This window comes from Sphingomonas phyllosphaerae (assembly GCF_029623345.1).
Classification (GTDB): Bacteria; Pseudomonadota; Alphaproteobacteria; order Sphingomonadales; family Sphingomonadaceae; genus Sphingomonas; species Sphingomonas phyllosphaerae_C.
In genome coordinates, this window is the sequence record NZ_JAPYKH010000022.1 from 39,651 (window position 1) to 64,934 (window position 25,284).

Sequence of the window (25,284 nt, forward strand, 5' to 3'; positions counted from 1 at the left end):
CAAAGCACGCGCGCATCATGTTGCCGGCGATTTTCGCTCGATTCTCGTGCTTAAGGTAAATGGCGAGAGACCTGGCTCGTGCCGTCGCTCGCGGAACCAAGGGAGTTCTTTTTATGCTGAAGTCGATCATCGCCGCCGGCAGCGCGCTCGCGCTCACCGCGACCCCGGCGCTCGCCGCCGCCAATCCCGCCGCCTCGCTGTCGGTCGCTAAGTCGGCCCGCGCGTCGGCTGCGGGCAAGAGCAAGAGCGAGCTTGCTGGCCCCGGCGCGATCGTCGGCCTGGTGCTGGCCGCTGCGGTCGTGGTCGCCGGCGTGATCATCGCAGTCGACAACGGCGACGATTCGGACAGCAACTGAGCCGTCCTCCGGCACCGCCGCTGCGCGGTGCCGGCCATTCTGGCGGTCAGCCGATCGCGCGCTTCGGCACGTGCGTGATCCGGCACGCCAGGTCCGCCTCCCCGCTCGCCACCACCCAGTGATCGCCGCCGTCGGCGATGCCCGTGGTGAAGACGACATTGTCCAGGTACATCTGCTCCTTTAGCGGCTCGGTCAGCGCCGGCGCCGGCTCGAGCAGCGCGTCATCGCTGGTGGCGAGCGTGCGCGACGGGTCGTCGCGCTCGAGCAGCGTCCAATAGGTGCGGTAGATGCCGACGACGCCCGAGGGCTCGACGCCGTGCCACAGCGTCAGCCAGCCCTCCTGCCCGTTCACCGTCGTCAGCACCGGCGGCGCCCCGCCCCCCATGCGCGCGGTCGCCATCGTCTTGGCATGGGGGCGGATGCCGGGGGCGTCGAGCGGCTTCCAATGGAGCGCATCGGGCGATGTGGCGAGATTGATCGAGGGGCCGGCGCGCCACGCGCTATCGGGCGGATAAGCGAAATACAGGTCGCCGAGCGGCCGCGTCTGCGCCCAGAACGCGCCGCGCACCTTGCCCTCGAAAATCAGCATGTCCTTGTTCTGATGATCGAGCACGATGCCCTCGAGCCGCCAGTCGAGCGCGTCGTCACTGGTGTAGAGCGTGGTGCAGTGGCGCTCCGGGCTGACCGAGCAGCTTGTCATGTAATAGCGCCCGTCGACGCGGCTGATCCGGGCGTCCTCGACGCCATAGCATTGGTAGGCGGCACGTGGCGCGATCGCGCGATCGTAGTGGACCGCCTCCACGCGCGTTCCGCTCGGGTCGAGCTCGACCGGCAGCAACCACGACAGCGAGGTCAGCGCCATCACCTTCCAGCCGCCGCCCCGCATCATGAACTTGCGCGGATCGGAGGTATCGACCAGCGACAGCGGCCAGGCGTCGAGCACGTAACGCTCGCCATCCCACCGGATCGCGTGGATCTGCTGGTCAAGCACCGGGTGGCGCAGCGCCTCGGCGATGCGCACCATCAGCAGCAGGTTGCCGTTGGCCAGCCGCGTCATGCCGGGGTTGAAGGCGCCAAGCACATAGGTCTCCGCGTCGAGATGCCCAGCTAACGGCGAGCGCGACAGATCAACGTCGCCGGGACCGAACACGAGAGCGTCGTGGGAGAAGTTGGTGGCCATGGCGTTCAGTCCCCATCCTGCACGCGCGGGCTGATCGTCAGCCGCTGGATCACAGCGCGGCGCGGCTGGGTGAGCAGGTAATGCACCCCCACCGCGATGTCCTCGGCGCGCAGCATCTTCTCCTCGCCGATCATCTCGCGCTGCTTCTCGGGCGGAATGTCGGGCAGCTGCATGTCCGAGCCGGTGAGCCCCGGTTCAACCAGCGCGACGCGTACCCCTTTTGGTCCGAGCTCGCGCCGCAGCGCGATCGAGAAGCCCTGCAGTCCGCTCTTGATCCCGGCGTAAACGGTGGAGTGCGGCCCGAGCACATAGGCGCTGGTCGAGCCGATCATCACCACGTCGCCCTCCGTCATGTCGCGCGCGGCGCGCTGGGTCAGCAACAGATAGTGCGTGAAGTTGAGTGCGATCGCGTGCAGCAGCGCGGCCTCGTCCATCTCGGTCACCCCGCCCGCGGCCTCGGCGGCGTTGGCGACCACCACGTCATAGCCGCCGAGCGCCGCCTTGGCGGCGTCGACTGCGGCGCCGACCTGGTCGGGCTGGCTCAGCTCGAACAGCCCGCCGTCGCCCGTTCCGACCTCGCGCACCCGCGCCAGCGCCTCGTCGAGATGCGCCTGATCGGTGCCGACGACATAGACATGTGCGCCCTCGGCGGCCAGCAGCACCGCAACCGCGCGGCCGATCCCGGTGGTGCCGCCGGTAACGATCGCGCGCCGCCCCTTGAGCGACGTCTGCGCGGTATGCGCGTCACTGATCTCGGTCATGCTGATCCTCTCGCTCGCCCCGACCGACCGAGACGAACCGCTAGCGCGCGGGTTCCGCGGTCGCGGCGAGCAGTCGGTCGAGCGCGGGCAACAGCGTCGCCTCGTCGAGCAGCGGCGCGTGCCCCACGCCGGGCACCGTCACCAGCTCGGCGCGCGGCAGCGTCTCGACCATACGCCGCGCGGTGGCGTCGCTCAGGATATCGCTGCGCTCCCCGCGCGCAACCACCACCGGCGCGTCACCCAGCGCCGCCCAGGCGCGCCATAGGTCGGGTCCGGCCTCGCCGCCCGGGAGGCGAAACGGCTCGGCGATCTTGAGGTCATAGTCGAGCACGATCCGACCCGCGCTGTTGAGCCGGTAGAGTCGCTTGGCCATCGCCAGCCACTGGTCGATGCGCCAGCGCGGATAGACGTCGGCGTTCGCCTCCTGCAGACCGCGCGCGGCATGGAGCCAGGTGGGATAGACGCTGGGCTTCCCGACATAGCCGCGGATCCGCGCCAGCCCGCCCCGCTCGATCGCCGGGCCGATGTCGTTGAGCAGCGCGCCGGCGATCTGCCCCGGCAGCATGCCGGCGAGCAGCATCGTCACGATCCCGCCGAGCGACGTACCCACCGCGACGACGCGACCCAATCGCTGATCGGCAAGCAGCGCCACCACGTCCTGCGCGTACGTCAGCGGCACATAGGTCATCGGGTCCTTGGCATAGCCGCTCTCGCCGCGGCCGCGGAACTCGACCGCGAGCACGCGCCGCCGCCCGCCGAGCGCGGCGACCAGCGGCTCGAAGTCGCGAACGTTGCGGGTCAGGCCAGGCAGGCACAGCAGCGGTGCCGCGGCGTCGCCGTCAGGGCCGGGGTAGTCGCGCGCGTGCAGCCGCAGTCCGTCGGCGGACCACCAGTAGACGTCGCGAAATCCCGCCATGCTTGCTTCCCCGTTCCCGCGCCCCCCATATTCACGCATGCCCTTCGACCCGCAAGCATATCGCCCCGAGCGCCGGATTACGTCGCTCGGCGAACCTTTCTACGATCCCGTCCGCGCCGCGGCCTTCCCGGAGACGCGGCTGCGCTTCCGCAACGATCGCGCCGCCGCCGAGGTCGGCTTGGACGGGTTGGACGGGGCGGCATGGGCCGCGCATTTCGGCCGCTTCGCGCCGCTGCCGGACAACCTGGAGCAGCCGCTGGCGCTGCGCTACCACGGGCACCAGTTCCGCGCCTACAACCCCGATCTCGGCGACGGTCGCGGCTTCACCTTCGCGCAGCTGCGCGATCGCGCCGGGCGCCTGCTCGATCTCGGCACGAAGGGATCGGGGCAGACGCCGTGGAGCCGCTCCGGTGACGGGCGGCTGACGCTCAAGGGCGGGGTCCGCGAGGTGCTCGCGAGCGAGATGCTCGAGGCGCTCGGCGTGCCGACCTCGCGCAGCTTCTCGCTGATCGAAACGGGCGAGGCGCTGGAGCGGAACGACGAACCCTCGCCGACGCGCGCGGCGGTGCTGGTGCGGCTGAGCCACGGCCATATCCGCATCGGCACCTTCCAGCGCCTCGCCTACCATCGCGACGAGGACGCGATGCGGCGGCTGGTACGCTACGTCCTCGCCGGCCTGTACGGTGAGGACGGCGACGACCCGGTTCGACTGCTCGAGCTGGTGGTGGCGCGCACGGCGGTGCTGGCGGCGCGCTATATGGCGGCGGGGTTCGTCCACGGCGTGCTCAACTCGGACAACATCAACGTCACCGGTGAGAGTTTCGACTACGGCCCATGGCGGTTCGCCCCGACCTGGGACCCGGCCTTCACCGCGGCCTATTTCGATCACGCGGGACTGTACGCCTTCGGTCGCCAACCCGAGGCGATCCTGTGGGACGTGATGCAGCTCGCCTCCTCGCTGCGGCTGATAGCGGAGAGCGATCCACTGGTGGCGGCGCTCGACCGGTTTGCGGAGGCGTATCAGCCCGCCGTGGCCGAGGCGCTGCTGTGGCGGATGGGACGCGCGCCGCGCGATGAGGCGACCGACCGCGCACTGGTGCAGAAGGTCGAGCGCGCGCTGCGCGCGAGCGGGGTCGGGCTCGACCGCTTCTTCTTCGACGTGTTCGCGCAGGAGCTGCCGGGAAGCTACGGCGCCGAGTGGGACGCCGTGCGCGCGGCGCTGTCCGATCACGTGCCGCGCAAATCGCGCGATCACGCTTACTGGGAGAGCGAACCGTGCGCGATGCTGATCGACGAGGTCGAGGCGATCTGGGCACCGATCGCCGACTGCGACGATTGGCGCGTTTTCGAGGCCAAGCTCGCCGCGATCCGGCAGATGGCTGAGGCGCTGGATTAGGGCGGCGGACCGGACTCGCGCTCGCCGGGCCCCTGCGCACGCAGGGGCCCAGAGCAATCAGCGCGTCGCTCCACGACACTGGGCTCCTGCTTGCGCAGGAGCGCTGACGATAAGGGACACCTCATCCCCTGGCGTCACCCTGAACTCATTCCAGGATCCACCGGGCCGCGAACACCGGATCGTCCGCTCCTGCCGCCCCGCGGATCCTGAAACGAGCTCAGGATGACGCTACCAGGGCAGAGCGAACGCCCCTCCCCCCGCGCCCGATTGGCAAGTTACGCAAAGTGCGCGAAGAGGGCGCCATGGCAGAACTGATCTCGTACGAGCCCGCCACCGGCGCCGAGCTCTGGCGCGGCCCGACGAGCGACGTCGATCAGGAGGTCGCCGCGGCGCGCGACGGCTTCGTGCCCTGGGCGGCACGCTCGCTTTCCTACCGCATCGAGACGCTCCGTCGCTTCGCCAACGTGGTGCGCCAGCGCGCCGACGCCTTCACGGAGGTGATTGCGCGCGAGACCGGCAAGCCACTGTGGGAGGCGCGCACCGAGGTCGACAGCGTCATCGCCAAGGTCGACATCTCGGTCACCGCCTATGCCGAGCGCACCGCGCAGCGCCGCATGGACGCACCGATGAACAGCCGCATGGCGCTGCGCCACAAGCCGCACGGCGTGCTCGCGGTGCTCGGGCCGTACAATTTCCCCGCCCACCTGCCCAACGGCCATATCGTGCCCGCGCTGATTGCGGGCAATGCGGTGGTGTTCAAGCCGTCCGAGAAGACCCCTGCGACGGGGTTGTTCCTGGTCGAGTGCCTTCACGCCGCCGGCGTGCCGGCGGAGACGATGCGCGTCGTCATCGGCGGACCGGCCGAGGGGCGCGCGCTCGCGGCGCACCCCGACATCGACGGGCTGCTGTTCACCGGCTCGGCGCGCACCGGCATCGCGCTCAACCGCGCCTTCGCCGAGAAGCCCGAGAAGATCCTTGCGCTCGAGATGGGCGGCAACAACCCGATCCTGGTGTGGGACACGCCCGACCTCCACACCGCCGCGGTGCTGGTAGCGCAGTCGGCCTTCACCACCGCGGGCCAGCGCTGCACCGCGGCGCGGCGGCTGATCGTGCAGGACGCGCTGGCCGACGGACTGCTCGCCGAGCTGACCAATCTGACCAACCGGCTGATCATCGGCGCGCCGCACGACGAGCCCCAGCCCTTCATGGGTCCGGTGATCGACAATGAGACCGCCGACGGGCTGAGCGAGAGCTTCCTGGCGCTGATGATGAAAGGCGGCCGCCCGATCCGCCATATGGCGCGCCCCGACCCCGAGCGGCCGTTCCTTACCCCCGGCATCATCGACGTCACCGACGTCGCCGAGCGGCCCGACTTGGAGCTGTTCGGCCCGCTGCTCCAGGTCGTGCGCGTGGACGATTTCGACGCCGCGATCGCCGAGGCCAATGCCACGCGCTACGGCCTGTCCGCCTCGCTGATCAGCCAGACGCCCGCGCTGTTCGACCGCTTCTGGGCGGGCGCGCGCGCGGGCATCGTCAACTGGAACAAGCCGACCAACGGCGCCTCCTCCTCGGCACCGTTCGGGGGAGTCGGTTGGTCTGGCAACCATCGCCCGAGCGCCTATTACGCCGCCGATTACTGTGCCTACCCGGTCGTGTCGAACGAGGCCGAGGCGGCACGCGCCTCGATCGGCATCGGCCTGGCCGAAGGCTGAGCGCCCGCCACCTCTCGACAGCCCCGGGTGCGCCGGGCATCAGCACGCGCGAACAGGGAGATAGATGATGCCCAGCGGATTGGTCGCGCTGCTCGACGACGTGGCGGGCCTGACCCGGCTCGCCGCCGCCTCGCTCGACGATGTCGGCGCCGCCGCGGCCAAGGCCGGGACCAAGGCGGCGGGCGTGGTGGTCGACGATACCGCGGTGACGCCGCGCTACGTCACCGGCCTGTCGCCGCAGCGCGAGCTGCCGATCATCGGCAAGATTGCTTTGGGATCGCTGCGCAACAAGATCGTCTTCCTGCTGCCGATCGCGATCGGGCTGAGCGCCTGGGCGCCCTGGGCGATCACGCCGCTGCTGATGCTCGGCGGCGCCTATCTGTGCTTCGAGGGCGCCGAGAAGGTGATCGAGGCGCTTACGGGCCAGCACCACGACGACGACGCGGACGCCGCGACCGACCCGGCCGAGCTGGAGCGCCAGAAGGTCTCAGGCGCGATTCGCACCGATTTCATCCTCTCCGCCGAGATCATGGCAATCGCGCTCGGCGAAGTCTCCGACACCCCGCTGCTGACCCAGGCGATCACGCTGGCGGTGGTGGCGGTGGCGATCACCGCGGGGGTCTACGGCGTGGTGGCGCTGATCGTGAAGGCCGACGATGTCGGGCTGCACCTCGCCGAGAGTTCGTCCTCGCCGTTGCGCGCGATCGGGCGCGGGCTGGTCAAGGGCGTGCCGGTGCTGATGCGCTGGCTCGCGGTGATCGGCACCGCGGCGATGCTGTGGGTGGGCGGCGGCATCCTGCTCCACGGCGCCGAGACGCTGGGTTGGCGCGCACCGCAGCATCTGGTCCATCATCTCGCCGAGCGGGTCGAGCACGGCGCGCCGGCGTTCGGCGCGGTGCTTGGCTGGCTGCTCACCGCGACGCTGTCGGGCGTGGTAGGGCTGGCGGTCGGCGGCGCGATCGCGGGGCTGCTCCACCTCTTCCATCGCGGCGACGCGGCGGCGCATTGAGCCGCGCCCGCGCTGCCGGTGCTTCACCGCTCCGCCCGGCCGCGCTAAGGCGAGCGGCATGACCGATCCCAGCGACCTTCCTTATCGCCCCTGCGCGGGCGTGATGCTGCTCAACCGCAAGGGCGAAGTCTTCGTCGGGCAGCGGCTCGATAACGTCCTCGAGGCCTGGCAGATGCCGCAAGGCGGGATCGATCCCGGCGAGGACGCGCTGACGGCCGCGACCCGCGAGCTGTGGGAGGAGACCGGCGTCACCGCGGACAAGGTCACGCTGATCGCCGAGGCGCCGGAGGAGTTCTTCTACGACCTGCCACCGGAGATGATCGGCAAGGTGTGGAAGGGGCGATACCGCGGCCAGCGCCAGCGCTGGCTCTTGTTCCGCTTCGACGGCACCGACCCGGACATCCGCATCGACACGCCGCACCCCGAGTTCCGCGCCTGGCGCTGGGCCGAGCCGGCCGAGCTGCCGTCGCTGATCGTACCCTTTAAGCAGCAGCTGTACCGCGACGTGCTGCACGCCTTCGCGCCGCACCTCAATCTGCCGGGCTGACGCCCGGCTGGCCTCGCGCCGCGGACCCCGCTAGGCTGCCCGACATGGGGGAACTCACGAGAAGGGAGAGCGGCGCGGTCGAGCGGCTCGACGCGGCGCGGATGCTGGCGCGGGTCGAGCATTGGTGCGCGATCAACAGCGGCACGCGCAACTTGGCGGGCTGCGCCGCGATGGGTGAGACACTCGCCGACGCTTTCGCCGCATTGCCTGGCGAGGTGACGCTGGTCGAGCCCGGCGCGGCGGAGAGCGTCGGCGCCGACGGCAGCGTCGCCGCGCTGGCGCACGGCCGGCACCTGCGCGTGACGGTGCGGCCCGAGGCGCCGGTGCGGCTGCTGCTGACCGGTCACCTCGACACCGTCTATCCGGTGGATCATCCGTTCCAGGCGCTGACCTGGCGCGAGGCCGGCGTGCTCAATGGCCCGGGCGTCGCCGACATGAAAGGGGGCATCGCGCTGATGCTCGAGGCGCTGCTCGCGGTCGAAGCCGAAGGGGCGGGCTTCGGCTATGACGTGGTGATCAACTCGGACGAGGAGACCGGGTCCTTCTCCTCCGCGGCGCTGCTCGCCGAGGCGGCGCGCGGCAAGGTCGCGGCGCTCACCTACGAGCCCGCGCTGCCCGACGGCACGCTGGCGGGCGCGCGCGGCGGCACGGGCAATTTCTCCCTCGTCGTACGCGGGCGCGCCGCGCACGCCGGACGCAACCCGGCTGACGGGCGCAACGCGGTGGTAGCCGCGAGCGCGCTGGCGCTGCGGCTCCACGCCGATCGCTCGCCGCGGCTCGCGGTCAATCCGGCGCGGATCGACGGCGGGGGCCCCAACAACGTCGTGCCCGATCTCGCCGTGCTGCGCGTCAACTTCCGCCCCGCCGACGCGGGCGAGATCGCGCGCGCGCAGGCGCTGGTCGAGCGGGCTGCGGCCGAGGTGGCGGCGGTGCACGAGGTAAGCGTCGAGGTGCACGGCGGGTTCAATCGCCCGCCCAAGCCGATCGACCCGGGCGCGGCGCGGCTGTTCGAGCTGGTGCGCGCGAGCGGCGCCGACCTCGGCCAGGCGATCGCTTGGCGCGACACCGGCGGCGTGTGCGACGGCAACAACATCGCCGCCTGCGGCGTACCCGTGGTCGACACGATGGGCGCGCGTGGCGGCGCGATCCACTCGGCGGAGGAATATTTGATCGTCGACAGCCTGAGCGAGCGCGCGGCCCTGTCTGCGGTGACGATGCTGCGAATCGCCGAGGGAGCGCTGGCATGACCTTCGTGATCCGCGCCGCGCGCGAGGGCGACCTGCTGCATCTGTACGAGATGGCCAAGCTGACCGGCGGCGGTTTTACCAACCTGCCGCCCGATCGCACCGCGCTCGGCGCCAAGCTGGCGCGCTGCGGCGAGGCGTTCGGGCGCGACGACGCGACGCTGCGCGACGAACTGTTCGTGCTGATGCTGGAGAACACCGCCACCGGCGACGTGCGCGGGACCTGCCAGCTGATCACGCACGTCGGGCAAAAGCATCCCTTCTACAGCTATCGCATCGGCACGCTGGCGCAGCACAGCCGCGAGCTGGAGCGGACCTTCCGCGCCGAGATGCTGACACTCACCACCGACCTGGAGGGCGCGAGCGAGGTCGGCGGCCTGTTCCTCCACCCCGGCGAGCGCGCCGGCGGGCTCGGGCTGCTGCTCGCGCGCAGCCGCTATCTCTTCATCCGCGCGCACCGGCAGCGCTTCGCCGAGCGGACGCTGGCCGAGCTGCGCGGCGTGATCGACGAAGCCGGCGGGTCACCCTTCTGGGACGGTCTGGCGGGGCGCTTCTTTGGCATGAGCTTCCAGCAGGCCGACGAGTTCAACGCGATCAACGGCCACCAATTTATCGCCGACCTGATGCCCAAACACCCGATCTACACCGCAATGCTGACCGAGGGCGCGCGTGCCGCGATCGGCCTGCCCCATCCCTCCGGTCGCGCCGCGATGCGGATGCTCGAGCACGAGGGGTTCGCCTTCGAGAATTACGTCGACATCTTCGACGGCGGCCCGACCATGACCGCGCGCACGGACCAGATCCGCACCGTCCGCGGCGCGCGCGACGCCGAGCTGGTGACGATCGACGCGGTTGGTGGTGGGATCGAAGCGCTGGTCGCGACCGGGCGGCTCGGCGCGTTCCGCTGCGCCTATGGCGCGGTCCGGGAAGTCGGGGGCGGGGTCGCGCTCGACCGCGCCTGTGCCGCCGCGCTCGCGATCGAGCCGGGCACGACGGTGAGCTGGATCGCTCGGATATGACGGTGCTGCGCGAGATCAACTTCGACGGCATCGTCGGGCCGAGCCACAATTACGCCGGACTCAGCCCCGGCAACCTCGCCGCCACCGCCAACGCCGGCGCGGTGGCGCACCCGCGCGCCGCGGCGTTGCAGGGCGTGGCGAAGATGCGCGTCAATCTCGCGCTCGGGCTGGTGCAGGGCGTGCTGCTGCCGCACCCTCGCCCCGATCACGACTGGCTCGCCGCGCTCCATACCGATTATGCCGCGGCGGCGCCGTTTCTGCGCGCGCGCGCCTTGTCCGCCTCGGCGATGTGGGCCGCCAATGCCGCGACCGTCTCGCCCGCGGCCGATACCGGCGACGGCCGCTGCCATCTTACCGTGGCGAACCTGGTGACGATGCCGCATCGCAGCCACGAGTGGCCAGCGACGCTGGTGCAATTGCGGCTCGCCTTCGCGCACCCCGCCTTCGCGGTTCACGCCCCCATCCCCGCTCCCTTCGGCGACGAGGGGGCCGCCAATCACATGCGGCTGTGCGCCAGTCATGGCAGCGCCGGCGTCGAGCTGTTCGTTTACGGCGCCACGGGCGGCCCCTTCCCCGCGCGCCAGCACCTCGAGGCGAGCCGCGCGGTGGCGCGCGCGCACCGGCTCGACCCGGCGCGGACCTTGTTCGTCGAGCAGGCCGAGGCGGCGATCGCGGCGGGCGCCTTCCACAATGACGTCGTCGCGGTGGCGAGCGAGCGCGTGCTGCTGGCGCACGAACAGGCTTTCGCCGATCGCGCCGGCGTGCAGCGGGCGCTCGCCGCGCTGCTGCCCGAGGCGGAGATCGTCGAGGTCCCCGCCGCCGAAGTGACGTTGGAGGACGCGATAAGCTCCTATCTGTTCAACGCGCAACTGGTGACCCCGCCCGACGGCGCCACGACGCTGGTCGTACCCGAAGAGGCGCGCGCCAACGCGCGCGTGTGGGGCTGGATACAGCGCCATCGCGCCGGCAACGGCGCGATCCGACGGGTCGAGGTGGTCGACGTGCGCGAGTCGATGGCGAACGGCGGTGGACCGGCGTGCCTGCGGCTCCGCGTCGTGTGCGATCCCGCGACGGTCGACCCGCGCTTCTTGGTCGACGCCGCCCGGCTCGATGCCATTGCGGCGGTGATCGAGCAGCACTGGCCCGAGTCGATCGCGCCCGACTCGATCGGTGACCCGCGGCTGATTGCGCAGATCGAGACGGCGCGGCGCGCGTTGCTGGAGGTGCTGGCGCTCGAGGAGCTGGGGTGAATTCGTGTGTGACGCGGCACGCTACTCTCCCGTGCCGCGGCGGAGGCCGGGGCCCTGCTGGACGCCGACTGTGCCTCTCACTACCGGCTTCCCAGCTCGGCCCGGCCTCCGCCGGGGCACGATCGTCAGAATAAGCCGGCGCGGCAGGCGCCCCGTGTTTCCGCTTGATTGACACTCCACCGTTATGAGCCACGCGTGACCCGCCGCCGCCCCCCCTCGACCCAGAGCGCGCCCCCTCGCGCCAGCCTGTGGCACCGGTTAAAGCGGCTGTTCGCGGTCAAAACCAAGTTCGAGGCCTTTCTCGTCATCTACGCCCTCGCGACCGGCGCGGTGGAGCGGGGCTTCAACTATGTCCACCATCTGCCCGGCATTGGTGGCTGGCTGATGTTCGCCGCCTGCACCGGGGTTGTCTTCATCGCCGGCGGCAAGATACTCGATGCGGTGGAACGCGACGAGCACGACCGCAACGCTGGTCTTGATATGTTGTAACATTGCGCTAGAGGGGCGGCTCCAGTCGGAGTCGTTCATGAAGAAGATCCTCCTTGCCGCGGTCGCTCTCGCGCCGCTCGCCTCTCCCGCCGCCGCACAGCTGGCCTCGGACCAGCCCGCGCCCGATCCGGCGGCCTCCCGCCAGTCCACCACCACCGCCGCCGCCACCGCCACTGGCGGCGCACGCCAGCGCGATCCGCACCGCTCCGACGACGTGATCGTCACCGCGCCGATCCGCCAGAGCGAGTCGGACGTGCTGCAAGGCACCTCGGTGCTGAGCGGCAGGGAGCTGACCCGCGAGCTGCGCCCGACGATCGGCGAGACGCTGGCGCGTCTCCCCGGTGTCTCCGCCACCTCGTTCGGCCCCAGCGCCTCGCGCCCGATCCTTCGCGGTTTCCAGGGCGACCGCATCCGCGTGCTGACCGACGGCATCGGCTCGATTGACGTGTCGAACACCTCGGTCGACCATGCGGTGGTGATCGACCCTCTGCTCGCCGAGCGGGTCGAGGTGCTGCGCGGCCCGTCGGCGCTGTTGTACGGCTCGTCCGCGATCGGCGGCGTGGTCAACGTGGTCGACCGCCGCATCCCGCGCGCCATTCCCGAGAACGGCTATCGCGCCGACGCGATCGGCAGCTACGGCAGCGCCGCGGACGAGCGTTCGGTCGGCGCCACGGCGGACGCGCAGGTCGCCGGGCCACTCGTGCTTCACGTCGACGGTTCGTACCTGAAGAGCAACGACCTGCGCACCGGGCGCGGCTATCTGCTGTCGCCGCAGGCTCGCGCCGCCGCGCTAAGCCAGGTTGGTTTGCGGCAGGACAGCGACGAGCCGATCGACTTCGCCGGCTCGGCCGCGCTGCGCGACCGCCTTCCCAACTCGTCGGCGGAGACCTGGACCGCGGGGGTCGGCGCCTCGATCATCACCGACACGGGCAACCTGGGCGTGTCGTACAGCCATTATGACAGCCTCTACGGCGTGCCGATCCGCTACGCCACCGCGGTCGGCCAAGGGCAGGAGGCGCCGCGGCTCAGCGTCGTCCAGAACCGAGTCGACCTGCGCGGCGAGGTGCAGACCGGCGGCGGCTTCCTCGATCGTATTCGCGTCCGCGTGGGTCACGCCACCTACCGCCACTTCGAGCTGGAGGAGGACGGCAGCGTCGGCACCGCCTTCTACAACAACGGCCTCGAAGGCCGGCTCGAGCTGGTGCAGGCCAATCGCGGCGGCTGGCAGGGTGCCAGCGGCGTGCAGTTCTTCAACCGCCAGTTCAATGTGGTGGGTGACGAGGCCTTCCTGCCGCGCAACGAAACCAACCAGGTCGGGCTGTTCACGCTGCAACAGGTGACGCTGGGCGGCCTCCGCGCCGAGGGCGGCCTGCGCTACGAGACCACCGACCTTGCCGCGCGCGCACCTGGCGCAGACACGCGCTTCTTCAACGGCACGCGCTCGTTCGATGCCTTGTCCGGCTCGCTCGGCGCGTCCTACGAGGTCGCGCCGGACGTGCGCATCGGCGTCAACGGCTCGCATACCGAGCGCGCACCCTCGGCGGAGGAGCTGTTCGCCAACGGCCCGCACGCGGGTACCCAGGCCTATGAGCTCGGCAGCCCCGACTTCAAGGTCGAGAAGTCCTGGGGACTGGAAGCGACGCTGCACGCGCATGGCGACGGGTTTAGCCTCGACGCCTCCGCCTATTACAATTGGTTCAGCAACTATATCTCAGAGAATCAGGTGGATCAGTCGGTCTGCCTGGCGCGATCGGACGCGGTCGATCTGCCCTGCTTTCAATATCAGCAGCAGGCCGCGCGCTACTACGGCTTCGAGGCGGACGCATCGCTGCGGCTGGCGCAGGTGGGGGGCTATACGATCAACGCCGACCTGCTCGGCGACTATGTCCGCGCCAATATCGTCGACGAGGGGCCGGTGCCGCGCATCCCGCCGGCGCGCGTGCTCGGCGGCATCGAGGCGCAGGGCGAGCGGCTCGGCGGACGGGTCGAGGTGGAGCATGTCTTCCCGCAGAACCGCACCGCCGCGTTCGAGACCCGCACGGACGACTATACGATGACCAACGCCTCGCTGTCGTTCCACCCCTTCGGCAGCACCAGCGATCGCACCAGCATCCTGCTCTCGGCGAACAACATCTTCGACGTGCTGGCGCGGCGCCACTCAAGCTTCCTCAAGGACTTCGCCCCGCTCGCCGGGCGCGACGTGCGCGTGACGCTGAAGGTCGGCATCTGAGCCCGGCGCGCGCGGTCGACTGATGCAGCGCGCGCAAACCGCCGGCGTGGGCTCCTGCGAATGCAGGAGCCCACGCCGGAGCGCGTTCAGATCAGCGGGTGGAACGCTGACGGCCGCTCGTTGAGCGCGACCAGCGTCGCGCCGCCGCATTCGTCGAGCGCCAGCGTCGTCACCGAGCCCGGATCGCAGCCGAGCTGGAACATACGCTCGAAGCCCAGCCCGAGCCAGTGGGCCACCGCGCCACGAATGATGTCGCAATGGGTGACGCACAGCGTCGTCCCCGCGCCGATCAAGGCAAGGAAGCCGACTGCGCGCGCCACCGCCTCCCCCATCGTCTCGCCGCCGGGGCAGCGCGCGCTGCCGCGCTCCGCGTTCCACCGCCGCCAGTCGGGATCACCTTCCAGCGCGGCGAAGTCACGGCCGGCGAAGGCACCGAAGTCGATCTCGTCAAGCGCCGGCGCATCGACCACGTCGATACCGCACGGTTGCGCCACGGCCGCTGCGGTCTCGACCGTGCGTCGGCGCGGGCTAGCGTAGATCGCGCTCACGTCAACGCCAGCGAGGTGACGCGCGAGCGCGGTAGCTTCATCATGTCCGCGCTCGCTCAGCGCGATTTCAGATCGGCCGCTGAGCACATGGCCGACCTCGGCATGGGTCCCGTGGCGGGCAAGCAGCAGGAGCCGTGTCATCGTGCAGGTCTAGCACGACCCACTCGGATCCGAAGAGAATTTCGGCTGCGCAATAAGTTGCGGAACCAAGCTAAGTAGAAGATGTTCCTCTCCCAGTAACCAAGCGGCAACGTGGCCGCTTGTCGTTGATCTCGATCAGTCGGTCCGGGGCGGCCTGATTGATCGAGCGAGTGGGAGGGTGGAAATGGAGACGGTTCTCATCACCGGCGGCGCCGGGTTCATCGGTCGCTTCGTCGCCGACGAACTGCTCGCGCGCGGCAACAAGGTGCGCGTGCTCGACAGCCTGATCGAGCAGGTCCACGGCGATGTCGAACGCCCCCCGCTCCTCAACGACGAAGTCGAGCTGATCCGCGGCGACGTCCGCAACGGTGATGTCGTGACCAAGGCGCTCGACGGCGTCGACAGCGTCATCCACCTCGCCGCCGAGGTGGGCGTCGGTCAGTCGATGTACGAGGTCGAGCGCTACACCTCGACCAATGACGTCGGCACCGCGGTGCTGTTCGAGAAGCTGATCGACAAGCCGGTGCGCCGCGTCGTCACCGCCTCGTCGATGTCGATCTACGGCGAGGGGCTGTACCGCGACGCCGACGGCGCGCTGGTGCAGGACGCCGAGCGCAAGGGGCTGCGCGACGGCCTCAGCAACTGGGAGCCGGTCGACGGGCAGGGTCGGCCGCTCGCCCCCGTCGCCACCCCGGAGTGGAAGCAGCCCAACCTCGCCTCGATCTACGCGCTCAACAAGTACGTGCAGGAACGCACCACGCACATCATGGCGGCACCCTACGGCATCGAAGGCGTCTGCTTGCGGTTGTTCAACGTCTACGGCCCCGGCCAGGCGCTCTCCAATCCTTATACCGGCGTGCTCGCGATCTTCGCCTCGCGCCTGCTCAATGGCCAGAAGCCGATGATCTTCGAGGATGGCGAGCAGCGCCGCGACTTCGTCCATGTCTCCGACGTGGCGCGCGCCTTCGCCGACGCTTTGGTGTTGCCGCAGGCAGTCGGCGGCACGTTCAACATCGGCTCAGGCCACGACCGTTCGGTCACCGAGGTCGCCACCGAGTTGGCGCGCGCGATGGGCAAGAACGACCTCACCCCCGAGATCGTCGGCAAGGCCCGCATTGGCGACATCCGACATTGCTTCTGCGACACCGCGCTGGCGCAGGACAAGCTCGGCTTCGCCGCGACGCAAGACTTCACCCAGGGCCTCGCCGAGCTGGCGGAGTGGGTCGCGCAGCAGACCGCGGTCGACAAGGTCGCGACGATGCGCGCCGAGCTCGAGAAGCGCGGGCTGGTGGCATGACGGCGCCGATCCTCGTCACCGGCGGGGCCGGCTTCATCGGATCGAACCTCGCCGACCGGCTCGCCGGGGACGGTCACGACGTCACCGTCTACGACGCGCTCGCGCGCGCGGGCGTCGAGCGCAACCTGGCCTGGCTGCAACAGCGCCACGGCCAGCGCGTCCGTTTCGTTCGCGCCGACGTGCGCGACGCCGCGCGCCTCGCCGACGAGGTGGCGCGGTCGCGTGCCGTGTTCCATTTCGCGGCGCAGGTGGCGGTGACCACCAGCCTCGACGATCCGGCGGACGATTTCTCGACCAACATCACCGCCACCTTCCAGCTGCTCGAGGCGCTGCGTACGCGCGCGCCGCACGTTCCGCTGATCTTCGCCTCGACCAACAAGGTGTACGGCGACCTTGCCGACCTCGACTTCGCGCTCGAGGATCGCGCTTACGTCCCGACCGACGCGGAGGTGCGCGCGCACGGCATCGGCGAGACGCGCGCGCTCGACTTTCACACGCCGTACGGTGTGTCAAAGGGCGCTGCCGACCAATATGTGCTCGATTATGCACGCAGCTTCGGGCTGAAGACCTGCGTCTTCCGAATGAGCTGCATTTACGGCCAGCGCCAGATGGGCACCGAGGATCAAGGCTGGGTCGCGCACTTTTTGATTCGCGCGCTCGCGGGCAAGCCGATCACGCTCTACGGCGACGGCCATCAGGTCCGCGACATCCTCGACGTGCGCGACGCGGTGGACGCCTATGTCGCGGCGTGGCAGCGGATCGATCAGGTCGCGGGCCGCGCGTTCAACCTCGGCGGCGGGCCCGCCAACGCGGTCAGCCTGCGCCGGCTGCTCGACCATATCGGCGGGCTGATCGGCCGGCCGGTCGACCTGCGCCTGTCCGACTGGCGCGCGGGCGACCAGCGCTATTTCGTGGCCGACGCGCGTGCCGCGATCGCGGCGCTCGACCTGCCGGCTCGGCGCGACTGGCGCGACGGCGTGGCGGCGCTAGCGGACTGGCTTCAGGCGCAGGGGGACGAGAACCGCGCCAGCGCGGCGCGGATCGAGGTCGCCGCGTGACGAGACGGTTGCTGATGACCGCGGACGCGGTCGGCGGCGTTTGGCAATATGCGGTCGAGCTGGCGCGCGGACTGGTGCGCGACGGCTGGGCGGTGGACTTGGCGACGCTCGGACCGGCCGCCTCGCGTGCGCAGCGCGTCGAGGCCGATCAGGCGGGAGTCACTCTGCTCGACACCGGCCTGCCACTCGACTGGCTCGCCGCCGACGCGCGCGAGGTGACCGCCGCCGCCGACGCGGTGGCGCGGCTGGCGCGCGAGCGCGGCGCCGATCTCGTCCAGCTCAACCAGCCCGCACTGGGCGTGGCGAGCTTCGCCACGCCGGTGGTCGCGGTGGTGCACAGCTGCGTCGCGAGCTGGTGGGAGGCGGCGGGCGACGGACCGCTGCCGTCGAGCCTGCGGTGGCAGACCGAGCTGGTCGCGCGCGGGTTGGCGCGCGCCGATGCCGTTGTCGCGCCGAGCACTGCACTCGCCGCGACCGTGTTCCGGCTCTATCCCAAGACACCGATCCCGCTCGCAATCCATAACGGGCGCTCGCTGCCGCCGGCGAGCGGGCCGATGCACGACTTCGCCTTTACCGCCGGCCGGCTGTGGGACCGCGGCAAGAACGTCGCCACGCTCGACCGCGCCGCCGCGCGGCTCGGCATTCCGTTCAAGGCCGCGGGCGCGATCACCGGCCCGCACGGCGAGCACGCCCGCGTCGAGCATCTCCACCTGCTCGGTCATGTCGGCGACGAGGTGATCGCAGGCTGCCTTTCCGCGCGCCCGGTGTTCGCCTCCGCCGCGATCTACGAGCCGTTCGGACTTGCGGTGCTCGAGGCGGCGCTGGCGGGCTGCCCGCTAGTGCTCTCCGACATCCCCACCTTCCGCGAACTGTGGCAGGGCGTCGCCACCTTCGTACCCGCGCACGACCCGCTGGGCTTCGCCGCGGCGATCGAGGAGCTGGCCGGCGACGTTTCACTGCGGGTGTCGCGCGGTACCCTCGCTCGGCGCCGTGCGCTGACCTACACGCCAGAGCGCAACCGCCGCGCGATGGCGACGCTGTATGATCGGCTGATCGACGGCGGCGCCAAGGTGGCGGCATGAGGATCGTCTATTTCACTCACAGCCTCGATTCCTGCTGGAACCACGGCAACGCGCATTTCCTGCGCGGCGTGCTCTCCGAGCTGATCGCACGCGGACACGACGTCCGCGTCCACGAGCCCGCCGACAGCTGGAGCCGCGCCAACCTGGTAAGCGACCATGGCGAGGAGGCGCTCGCCGCCTATCGCACCGCCTACCCGGAACTCTCGTCGTGGCGCTACGCGGCCGAGGTCGACCCCGCCGCGCTCGTCGATGGCGCCGACGTCGTGATCGTCCACGAGTGGAATGACCATGGCTTGGTCGCCGCTCTTGGATCGCTTCGTAAGGCCGGGGCGGCGTTCACGCTGCTGTTCCACGACACGCATCATCGCGCGGTCAGCACGCCCGACGAGATGCGCGCCTACGATCTCTCCGGCTATGACGGAGTGCTCGCGTTCGGTGAGGCGCTGTCGCGCGTGTATCGCGGCTGGGGCTGGGGCGAGCGCGTCTGGACCTGGCACGAGGCCGCCGACACGCGGCGTTTCTTCCCGGTGGAAGGCGAGCGGTCCGGCCTGGTGTGGATCGGCAACTGGGGTGACGGCGAGCGCACCGCCGAGATCGAGCAATTCCTGCTCGCCCCGGCGCGCGACGCCGGTCTGCCGCTCGACATCTACGGCGTGCGCTACCCCGACGAGGGCAAGGCGATGCTGGCGCGCTACGGCGCGCGCTACCATGGCTGGGCGCCCAACGCCGCCGCGCCGGCGATCTTCGCGCGCGCGCTGGCGACAGTGCACGTGCCGCGGCGCTATTACACCACGATCCTGCCCGGCATCCCGACGATCCGCGTGTTCGAGGCGCTCGCCTGCGGCATCCCGCTCGTTTCCGCACCCTGGGACGATGCGGAGGGGCTTTTCCGCCCCGGCGAGGACTTCGTGTTCGCCGCCGATGGCGCGGAAATGACTCGCACGCTGGCGGCGCTGCGCGACGATCCCGAGTTGCGCGCCGCTCTGGCGCGATCGGGGCTGGAGACCATCCTCGCCCGCCACACCTGCGCGCACCGCGTCGACGAGCTGCTCGCCATCCTCGCTCGGCTCGACGCCCCTTCCCTTTCCGCTGCCCGGAGCACCGTCGCGTGAAGATCGCTTTCTACGGTTCCAGCCTCGTCTCGTCCTACTGGAATGGCGCCGCGACCTATTATCGTGGCATCCTGCGTGCGCTCGCCGAGCGCGGCTATGACATTACTTTCTACGAACCCGACGCGTTCGAGCGCCAGCAGCATCGCGACATCGATCCGCCGCCCTATGCCAAGTCGGTCGTCTACCCCGCGACGGTCGAGGCGATGCGCGCGGTGGTCGCCGAGGCGGCGGAGGCGGATATCGTCGTCAAGGCCAACGGCGTCGGCGTGTTCGACCGCGAGCTGCTGGACGGTGTCACCGCCGCGGCACGGCCCGGCGCGCTAAAGATCTTCTGGGACGTCGACGCCGCCGCGACGCTCGACGAGATGCGCGCCGCCGCGGATCATCCGGTGCGCGCCGCGTTGCCGTCGATCGACATGGTGCTGACCTATGGCGGGGGCGCGCCGGTGGTCGACGCCTATCGCGGCTTCGGTGCCGCCGAGTGCGTGCCGGTCTACAACGCGCTCGATCCCTCGACGCACCACCCGGTTTCGCCCGACGCGCGCTTCGCCTGCGACCTCGCCTTCCTCGGCAATCGCCTGCCCGACCGCGAGGCGCGTGTGGAGGAGTTCTTCCTGCGCGCGGCCGCGGCGCTACCCGACCAGAGCTTCCTGATCGGCGGCAACGGCTGGGACAGCAAGGCCATGCCCGGCAACGTCCGCCACCGCGGCCACGTCTTCACCGCGGAGCACAACGCCTTCAACTGCACGCCGCGCGCGGTGCTCAACGTCGCGCGTGACTCGATGGCGCATGTCGGCTTTTCGCCCGCTACCCGCGTGTTCGAGGCGGCGGGCGCGGCGGCGTGCCTGATCACCGACGCGTGGGAAGGGATCGAGCTGTTCCTCGAGCCCAACCGCGAGGTGCTGGTGGCGCGCGACGGGCAGGACGTCGCCGACCATCTCGCCGCGCTCACCCCCGAGCGCGCGCGTGCGATCGGTGCCGCGGCGCTGGAGCGCGTGCTGGCCGAGCACACCTATGACCTGCGCGGCGCCCAGGTCGATGCGCTCTTCCAAGCGCATGCCGCGCGCGAGCGGGTGGCGGCATGAGGCTCGTCGTCCTCGGCCTGTCGCTCAGCTCGTCTTGGGGCAACGGTCACGCCACCACCTTCCGCGCGCTGCTCCAGGCCTATGCCGCGCGTGGCCACCAGATCCTCTTCCTTGAGCGCGACATGCCCTGGTATGCGTCGCACCGCGACGAGCCGGCGCCCGATTATTGCCGGCTCGAGCTGTACGACTCGCTCGAGGCGCTCGCCGAGTGGCGCGAGGTGATCGTCGAGGCGGACGCGGTACTGGTCGGCTCTTACGTGCCCGACGGTATTGCGGTCGCGCGGCTGGTGCAGGACTGGGCCGGCGGCGTCACCACCTTCTACGACATCGACACGCCGGTGACGCTCGCCAAGCTCGAGCGGGGCGAGTGTGACTATGTCTCGCCCGAGGTGATCCCCGGCTACGACGTCTATTGCTCATTCACCGGCGGCCCGACGCTGCGGCTGATCGAGCGCCGCTACGGCAGCCCGGCGGCGCGCGCGCTCTACTGCTCGGTCAATGCCAAGCGCTACCGCCCCACTGGTGCGGCGACGCGCTGGGATCTCTCTTATCTCGGCACCTACAGCCCCGATCGCCAGCCGACGCTCGACCGGCTGCTGCTGGAGCCGGCGCGGCGCCACCCCGAGAAGCGCTTCGTCGTCGCGGGGCCGCAATACCCGGCCGACATCGACTGGCCCGCCAACGTCGACCGGATCGAGCATCTGCCCCCCGCCGAACACCCCGACTTCTATTCGGCGAGCCGCAGCACGCTCAACGTCACCCGCGCCGACATGATCGCGGCGGGCTGGTCGCCCTCGGTCCGACTCTTCGAGGCGACCGCCTGCGGCACGCCGATCGTATCGGACCGCTGGGAAGGAATCGACGAGCTGCTGACGCCGGGACGCGAGATCGTGCTCGCGGACTCATCCGAGGACGTCGAGGCGATGCTGGCGCGCGACGATCTCGCAGCGATCGGCGCGGCCGGGCGCGCGCGCGTGCTGGCGGCGCATACCGCGCAGCACCGCGCCGCCGAGCTGGAGGCACATCTGGAAGAGGCGATGGCGGCGAAGCGGGAGTCGGTCGCGGCGTAAGCTGGCGTGCTCCTGCGCAGGCAGGAGCACGATCACGTGCAGACTGACAACCGACCGTCGTCCCGGCCGGGAGCTGGGATCCATAGTCCCACAGAAGCAACGGCTCGGGCGTGCGCGGCACGATGGATCCCGGCGCAAGCCCGAGAGGACAGCCTTCTACTCCACCCACTCCGCCCGCGGCACGCCCTGTGCCCAGAGCAGCGCGGTAAGGTCGCCATGCTCCACTCGTGCCGCCGCGGCGGCAGCCACGATCGGCTTGGCGCGATACGCCACACCGAGGCCCGCCACCTCGATCATCGCCAGATCGTTGGCGCCGTCGCCCACGGCCAGCGTCGCCGCGTCCGCCAACCCCAGCGCCGCGCGCGTCTCGAGCAAGGTCGTCCGCTTGGTCGCCGCGCCGACGATCGGCCGCGCCACCGTGCCGGTCAGCACGCCGTTTTCCAGCTCGAGCACGTTGGCGATCGCGCGGTCGAAGCCGATCGCGTTCGCCACCGGCGCGGCGAAGCGCGTGAACCCGCCTGACACCAGGACAGCTGTCGCGCCCCAGCCACGCATGGTCCGCACCAGCGCGGTCGCGCCGGGCATCAGCCGTACGCGTTCGTCGAGGCATTCCTGAATAACGCTGCCACGCAAGCCCTTGAGCAGCCCGACCCGCGCATCGAGCGCCGCCTCGAAGTCGAGCTCGCCGCGCATCGCGCGCTCGGTGATCGCGGCGATCTGCGGCTTGAGTCCGGCATAATCGGCCAGCTCGTCGATGCACTCGACCGTGATCATGGTCGAGTCCATGTCCGCCACGAGCAGCATCTTGCGCCGGGTCTCGCGCGGCTGGACCACCACGTCGACGCCCTCGAACGTGTGTTCTAAAGCCGCACGTGCCTCGGCCGCGGCGAGCTCGAAGTGAAGGTCAGCGGCGTCCCCCTCGTCTATCCAGCGGAGAGTCGTCGGCGCGCACCCCGCCGCGGCGAGCCGCTCCTGCGCAGCGGCGACGGTGTTGGGCGTCAGCCGCCCGGCTGCTATCAGCGTCGCCGTGAACATGGGTTCTTCCCCTGAGACTTATCGGAAACCGCGGGTCGCGCTCATCGCAGGGCCGACCGCGAGCGGCAAGAGCGCGCTCGCGATCGAGCTCGCCGAACGGACCGGCGGCGTGGTGATCAACGCCGACGCGAGCCAGGTCTATCGCGATCTGCGGCTGCTCTCCGCCCGGCCGTCCGAGGCGGACGAGGCACGCGTGCCGCACCGGCTGTTCGGCTATGTCGACGGCGCGGAAGCCTGCTCGGCCGCGCGCTGGGCCGAAGACGCGCGCGCGGCGATCGCGGCGGCGCACGAGGAGCGGCGGCTACCGGTGCTCGTTGGTGGTACCGGCCTGTACCTGCGCACGCTGCTCGACGGCATCGCGCCGGTGCCCGAAATCGACGCGGCGGTCCGCGCCGCGATACGCTCGCTCCCCGTCGCCGAGGCCCACGCCGCGCTCGCGCGAGAGGACGGCGCGGCCGCCGCTCGGCTGGCGCCGCGCGACACGGCGCGGGTGGCGCGCGCGCTTGAGGTGGTGCGCTCGACCGGCCGCCCGCTCGCCGACTGGCAGCGCGAGCGGGCCGGCGGTATCGGCGCGGCACTTGATCTCAGCGTGCTGGTGCTGCTGCCCGAGCGCGAACGGTTGGTCGCGCGCTGCGATGCACGGCTGGAGACGATGTTCGCCGCGGGCGCGATCGACGAGGTCGCCGAGCTGCTCGCGCGCCGCGACGTGCCTAACGACGCGCCGGTAAGGCGCGCGATTGGCGTCCCCGAGATCGCGGCTTACCTCGCCGGGGCAATCACGCGCGACGAAGCGCTCGCCCGCGCGCAACTCGCAACCAGGCGCTACGCCAAGCGTCAATATACCTGGTTCCGGCACCAGCCGCCGGAGCAATGGCATCGCAGCGAGAACGCCACTTTGGAATTTTATTTCTCAAAAGCGAGTTGACCGGCAACTTTCGATGCCGTAGCGCGCCCCGACTTCAAGTGAGGAGATGTGACGTGACCACCGAGAAAAGCGGAGCCGATATCCTCGTCGAGGCGCTGTGCGATCTCGGCGTGGAGGTCGTGTTCGGCTATCCGGGCGGCGCCGTCCTGCCGATCTACGACGCTTTGTTCCGCTCGCAGCGGATCAAGCACATCCTGGTTCGCCACGAACAGGCTGCGACGCACGCCGCCGAGGGTTATGCGCGTTCCACCGGCAGGCCCGGCGTCGTGCTCGTCACCTCCGGCCCAGGCGCGACCAACGCGGTGACCGGCATCACCGACGCGCTGCTCGACTCGATCCCGATGGTGGTGATCACCGGCCAGGTGCCGACCAACCTGATCGGCAGCGACGCCTTCCAGGAAGCGGACACGGTCGGCATCACGCGCCACTGCACCAAGCACAATTACCTGGTGAAGGATCCGGCGCGACTCGGCCCGGTGATCCACGAGGCGTTCCATATCGCCACGTCTGGCCGCCCCGGACCGGTGGTGGTCGATATCCCCAAGAACGTGCAGGTCGCCACCGCCGCGTACGACGCGCCCGGCCCGATCCAGCACAAGACCTACCGCCCCGCACTTGAAGCCGATCCGGCGCTGATCGAGCAAGTGGTCGACATGCTGGCCGCGGCCGAGCGCCCGGTGTTCTATACCGGCGGCGGTGTCATCAACGCCGGGCCGCGCGCGTCCGAGCTGCTGGTCGAGCTGGCGCATCTCGCCGGCGCACCGGTGACCTCGACGCTGATGGGGCTTGGCGCCTATCCCGCAACCGGGCCGCAGTGGCTCGGCATGCTCGGCATGCACGGCACGTACGAGGCCAATATGGCGATGAACCAGGCCGACCTGGTGGTGAACGTCGGCGCGCGCTTCGACGATCGCGTCACCGGCCGGCTCGATGCCTTCTCGCCCAACAGCCGCAAGGTCCATATCGACATCGACCGGTCGAGCATCAACAAGACGGTGCGCATCGACCTCGCCATTGTCGCCGACGCCGGTCACGCGCTCGCCGACATGGTGCGCGTGTGGCGCGAGCGCGAGCACCCGCGCCCCGACCTCACCGACTGGTGGCAGCGGCTCGAGGAGTGGCGCGCCAAGAAGTCGCTCAGCTTTCCGGAGAGCCGCACCGAAATCATGCCGCAGCGCGCCGTCCGCGCGCTGTGGGAAGCGACGCACGAACGCGCTCCGATCATCACCACCGAGGTTGGCCAGCACCAGATGTGGGCGGCGCAGCATTTCGGCTTCGAGGCGCCCAATAAGTGGCTCACCTCGGGCGGGCTCGGCACGATGGGCTACGGCCTGCCTGCCGCGATCGGCGCGCAGCTCGGCAACCCCGAGGCGTTGGTGATCGACATCGCCGGCGAAGCGTCGATCCAGATGAACATTCAGGAGCTCGCCACCGCCTCGCAATACCGACTGCCGGTCAAGGTCTTCATCCTCAACAACGAATATATGGGGATGGTGCGCCAGTGGCAGGAGCTGACCTATGAGAGCCGCTACTCGGAAAGCTATTCCGACTCGCTGCCCGACTTCGTCAAGCTGGCCGAGGCCTATGGCTGGAAGGGCATTCGCATCGAGCATCCCGACCAGCTCGAGCAGGGCATCGCCGACATGCTCGCGTACGACGGGCCGGTGATGGTCGACTGCATGGTGGCCAAGCTGGCCAACTGCTTCCCGATGATCCCGTCGGGCGCAGCGCACACCGACATGATCCTCCAGGCCAACGAGGTCTCGGGGACGATGGACGACGAGGCCAAGGCGCTGGTGTGAACCCTTAGCTCCTTCCCGGC

Annotated in this window: 23 protein-coding genes; 18 read left to right on the forward strand and 5 right to left on the reverse strand. The window is 70.2% G+C overall.

Annotated features, from left to right (window positions below; all coding sequences use genetic code 11):
- Positions 1-113: 113 nt before the first annotated feature.
- Entirely contained in the window at positions 114-356 is a 243-nt protein-coding gene (locus tag QBJ89_RS17070; RefSeq protein WP_277981676.1) for a hypothetical protein, read from the forward strand.
- Between the two features lie 46 nt (positions 357-402).
- On the opposite strand, the gene QBJ89_RS17075 is transcribed toward QBJ89_RS17070, so the two are convergent.
- Genes QBJ89_RS17075 through QBJ89_RS17085 form a run of 3 tightly spaced genes read right to left on the reverse strand, consistent with a single transcriptional unit; the run spans position 403 to position 3,213 of the window.
- Positions 403-1,536 (reverse strand): glycosidase, encoded by a 1,134-nt coding sequence (locus QBJ89_RS17075; RefSeq protein WP_277981677.1) that lies wholly within the window; start codon positions 1,534-1,536, stop codon positions 403-405.
- Between the two features lie 5 nt (positions 1,537-1,541).
- Positions 1,542-2,297, reverse strand: coding sequence for an SDR family oxidoreductase (locus tag QBJ89_RS17080; protein WP_277981678.1), 756 nt, complete (start codon positions 2,295-2,297; stop codon positions 1,542-1,544).
- A 40-nt stretch (positions 2,298-2,337) separates the two neighbouring features.
- The gene (locus tag QBJ89_RS17085; protein ID WP_277981679.1) at positions 2,338-3,213 is read right to left on the reverse strand and encodes an alpha/beta fold hydrolase; all 876 of its coding nucleotides are present in this window, start codon (positions 3,211-3,213) and stop codon (positions 2,338-2,340) included.
- Between the two features lie 37 nt (positions 3,214-3,250).
- Here QBJ89_RS17085 and QBJ89_RS17090 point away from each other — a divergent pair, with 37 nt between their 5' ends.
- The 9 genes from QBJ89_RS17090 to QBJ89_RS17130 all read left to right on the forward strand — a co-directional run bounded on the left by QBJ89_RS17090 (position 3,251) and on the right by QBJ89_RS17130 (position 14,109).
- Positions 3,251-4,609, forward strand: a complete 1,359-nt coding sequence (locus QBJ89_RS17090) for a protein adenylyltransferase SelO family protein (protein ID WP_277981680.1) — start codon at positions 3,251-3,253, stop codon at positions 4,607-4,609.
- A 302-nt stretch (positions 4,610-4,911) separates the two neighbouring features.
- A complete protein-coding gene (gene astD / locus QBJ89_RS17095; RefSeq protein WP_277981681.1) occupies positions 4,912-6,321 on the forward strand; it encodes a succinylglutamate-semialdehyde dehydrogenase in 1,410 nt (469 codons plus the stop codon).
- Positions 6,322-6,388: 67 nt separating this feature from the next.
- Positions 6,389-7,330, forward strand: a complete 942-nt coding sequence (locus QBJ89_RS17100) for a DUF808 domain-containing protein (RefSeq protein ID WP_277981682.1) — start codon at positions 6,389-6,391, stop codon at positions 7,328-7,330.
- Positions 7,331-7,388: 58 nt separating this feature from the next.
- Positions 7,389-7,877 carry an RNA pyrophosphohydrolase gene (locus QBJ89_RS17105; RefSeq protein ID WP_277981683.1) on the forward strand — a complete coding sequence of 163 codons (489 nt, stop codon included), beginning with the start codon at positions 7,389-7,391 and terminating at the stop codon, positions 7,875-7,877.
- Between the two features lie 44 nt (positions 7,878-7,921).
- The gene (locus QBJ89_RS17110; protein WP_277981684.1) at positions 7,922-9,124 is read left to right on the forward strand and encodes a hydrolase; all 1,203 of its coding nucleotides are present in this window, start codon (positions 7,922-7,924) and stop codon (positions 9,122-9,124) included.
- Positions 9,121-10,140 carry an arginine N-succinyltransferase gene (locus QBJ89_RS17115; RefSeq protein ID WP_277981685.1) on the forward strand — a complete coding sequence of 340 codons (1,020 nt, stop codon included), beginning with the start codon at positions 9,121-9,123 and terminating at the stop codon, positions 10,138-10,140. The genes QBJ89_RS17110 and QBJ89_RS17115 overlap by 4 nt, the downstream gene beginning before the upstream one ends.
- Complete coding sequence (locus tag QBJ89_RS17120) at positions 10,137-11,390, forward strand: N-succinylarginine dihydrolase (RefSeq protein ID WP_277981686.1); 1,254 nt, start codon at positions 10,137-10,139, stop codon at positions 11,388-11,390. The genes QBJ89_RS17115 and QBJ89_RS17120 overlap by 4 nt, the downstream gene beginning before the upstream one ends.
- A 246-nt stretch (positions 11,391-11,636) precedes the next feature.
- Positions 11,637-11,879, forward strand: a complete 243-nt coding sequence (locus tag QBJ89_RS17125) for a hypothetical protein (protein ID WP_277981698.1) — start codon at positions 11,637-11,639, stop codon at positions 11,877-11,879.
- Between the two features lie 37 nt (positions 11,880-11,916).
- Positions 11,917-14,109 carry a TonB-dependent receptor gene (locus tag QBJ89_RS17130; protein ID WP_277981687.1) on the forward strand — a complete coding sequence of 731 codons (2,193 nt, stop codon included), beginning with the start codon at positions 11,917-11,919 and terminating at the stop codon, positions 14,107-14,109.
- An 86-nt stretch (positions 14,110-14,195) separates the two neighbouring features.
- Here the strand turns inward: QBJ89_RS17130 and QBJ89_RS17135 are convergent, their stop codons facing one another.
- Positions 14,196-14,798 carry a histidine phosphatase family protein gene (locus tag QBJ89_RS17135; protein WP_277981688.1) on the reverse strand — a complete coding sequence of 201 codons (603 nt, stop codon included), beginning with the start codon at positions 14,796-14,798 and terminating at the stop codon, positions 14,196-14,198.
- 184 nt (positions 14,799-14,982) lie between these two features.
- On the opposite strand from QBJ89_RS17135, the gene QBJ89_RS17140 reads away from it, so the two are divergent.
- Genes QBJ89_RS17140 through QBJ89_RS17165 form a run of 6 tightly spaced genes read left to right on the forward strand, consistent with a single transcriptional unit; the run spans position 14,983 to position 21,502 of the window.
- A complete protein-coding gene (locus tag QBJ89_RS17140; RefSeq protein WP_277981689.1) occupies positions 14,983-16,095 on the forward strand; it encodes an NAD-dependent epimerase/dehydratase family protein in 1,113 nt (370 codons plus the stop codon).
- Positions 16,092-17,153, forward strand: coding sequence for an SDR family NAD(P)-dependent oxidoreductase (locus QBJ89_RS17145; protein ID WP_277981690.1), 1,062 nt, complete (start codon positions 16,092-16,094; stop codon positions 17,151-17,153). Before QBJ89_RS17140 ends, QBJ89_RS17145 begins: the two co-directional genes overlap by 4 nt.
- A gap of 14 nt (positions 17,154-17,167) precedes the next feature.
- Positions 17,168-18,235: a glycosyltransferase family 4 protein gene (locus QBJ89_RS17150; RefSeq protein ID WP_277981691.1), complete on the forward strand. Its 1,068-nt coding sequence runs from the start codon at positions 17,168-17,170 to the stop codon at positions 18,233-18,235.
- Positions 18,232-19,347, forward strand: a complete 1,116-nt coding sequence (locus tag QBJ89_RS17155; RefSeq protein WP_277981692.1) for a CgeB family protein — start codon at positions 18,232-18,234, stop codon at positions 19,345-19,347. The genes QBJ89_RS17150 and QBJ89_RS17155 overlap by 4 nt, the downstream gene beginning before the upstream one ends.
- Positions 19,344-20,432: a CgeB family protein gene (locus QBJ89_RS17160; RefSeq protein ID WP_277981693.1), complete on the forward strand. Its 1,089-nt coding sequence runs from the start codon at positions 19,344-19,346 to the stop codon at positions 20,430-20,432. The genes QBJ89_RS17155 and QBJ89_RS17160 overlap by 4 nt, the downstream gene beginning before the upstream one ends.
- Entirely contained in the window at positions 20,429-21,502 is a 1,074-nt protein-coding gene (locus QBJ89_RS17165) for a CgeB family protein (protein WP_277981694.1), read from the forward strand. The genes QBJ89_RS17160 and QBJ89_RS17165 overlap by 4 nt, the downstream gene beginning before the upstream one ends.
- 156 nt (positions 21,503-21,658) lie before the next feature.
- On the opposite strand, the gene serB is transcribed toward QBJ89_RS17165, so the two are convergent.
- Positions 21,659-22,537, reverse strand: coding sequence for a phosphoserine phosphatase SerB (serB, locus tag QBJ89_RS17170; RefSeq protein WP_277981695.1), 879 nt, complete (start codon positions 22,535-22,537; stop codon positions 21,659-21,661).
- Here serB and miaA point away from each other — a divergent pair.
- Entirely contained in the window at positions 22,536-23,462 is a 927-nt protein-coding gene (gene miaA / locus QBJ89_RS17175; protein ID WP_277981696.1) for a tRNA (adenosine(37)-N6)-dimethylallyltransferase MiaA, read from the forward strand. The two genes, serB and miaA, sit on opposite strands and share 2 nt — an antisense overlap.
- 53 nt (positions 23,463-23,515) lie before the next feature.
- The gene (locus QBJ89_RS17180) at positions 23,516-25,264 is read left to right on the forward strand and encodes an acetolactate synthase 3 large subunit (protein ID WP_277981697.1); all 1,749 of its coding nucleotides are present in this window, start codon (positions 23,516-23,518) and stop codon (positions 25,262-25,264) included.
- The last annotated feature ends 20 nt before the right edge of the window (positions 25,265-25,284 follow it).

Bases quoted from the DNA above. Each gene is read 5' to 3' on its own strand.
- QBJ89_RS17150 (WP_277981691.1), top strand. From the start codon at position 17,168: ATGACCGCGGACGCGGTCGGCGGCGTTTGGCAATATGCGGTCGAGCTG.
- QBJ89_RS17100 (WP_277981682.1), top strand. From the start codon at position 6,389: ATGCCCAGCGGATTGGTCGCGCTGCTCGACGACGTGGCGGGCCTGACC.
- QBJ89_RS17105 (WP_277981683.1), top strand. From the start codon at position 7,389: ATGACCGATCCCAGCGACCTTCCTTATCGCCCCTGCGCGGGCGTGATG.
- QBJ89_RS17145 (WP_277981690.1), top strand. From the start codon at position 16,092: ATGACGGCGCCGATCCTCGTCACCGGCGGGGCCGGCTTCATCGGATCG.
- serB (WP_277981695.1), bottom strand. From the start codon at position 22,537: ATGTTCACGGCGACGCTGATAGCAGCCGGGCGGCTGACGCCCAACACC.
- QBJ89_RS17085 (WP_277981679.1), bottom strand. From the start codon at position 3,213: ATGGCGGGATTTCGCGACGTCTACTGGTGGTCCGCCGACGGACTGCGG.
- astD (WP_277981681.1), top strand. From the start codon at position 4,912: ATGGCAGAACTGATCTCGTACGAGCCCGCCACCGGCGCCGAGCTCTGG.
- QBJ89_RS17140 (WP_277981689.1), top strand. From the start codon at position 14,983: ATGGAGACGGTTCTCATCACCGGCGGCGCCGGGTTCATCGGTCGCTTC.
- QBJ89_RS17070 (WP_277981676.1), top strand. From the start codon at position 114: ATGCTGAAGTCGATCATCGCCGCCGGCAGCGCGCTCGCGCTCACCGCG.
- QBJ89_RS17090 (WP_277981680.1), top strand. From the start codon at position 3,251: ATGCCCTTCGACCCGCAAGCATATCGCCCCGAGCGCCGGATTACGTCG.
- QBJ89_RS17110 (WP_277981684.1), top strand. From the start codon at position 7,922: ATGGGGGAACTCACGAGAAGGGAGAGCGGCGCGGTCGAGCGGCTCGAC.
- QBJ89_RS17115 (WP_277981685.1), top strand. From the start codon at position 9,121: ATGACCTTCGTGATCCGCGCCGCGCGCGAGGGCGACCTGCTGCATCTG.
- QBJ89_RS17120 (WP_277981686.1), top strand. From the start codon at position 10,137: ATGACGGTGCTGCGCGAGATCAACTTCGACGGCATCGTCGGGCCGAGC.
- QBJ89_RS17075 (WP_277981677.1), bottom strand. From the start codon at position 1,536: ATGGCCACCAACTTCTCCCACGACGCTCTCGTGTTCGGTCCCGGCGAC.
- QBJ89_RS17165 (WP_277981694.1), top strand. From the start codon at position 20,429: ATGAGGCTCGTCGTCCTCGGCCTGTCGCTCAGCTCGTCTTGGGGCAAC.
- miaA (WP_277981696.1), top strand. From the start codon at position 22,536: ATGGGTTCTTCCCCTGAGACTTATCGGAAACCGCGGGTCGCGCTCATC.
- QBJ89_RS17155 (WP_277981692.1), top strand. From the start codon at position 18,232: ATGAGGATCGTCTATTTCACTCACAGCCTCGATTCCTGCTGGAACCAC.
- QBJ89_RS17130 (WP_277981687.1), top strand. From the start codon at position 11,917: ATGAAGAAGATCCTCCTTGCCGCGGTCGCTCTCGCGCCGCTCGCCTCT.
- QBJ89_RS17080 (WP_277981678.1), bottom strand. From the start codon at position 2,297: ATGACCGAGATCAGTGACGCGCATACCGCGCAGACGTCGCTCAAGGGG.
- QBJ89_RS17135 (WP_277981688.1), bottom strand. From the start codon at position 14,798: ATGACACGGCTCCTGCTGCTTGCCCGCCACGGGACCCATGCCGAGGTC.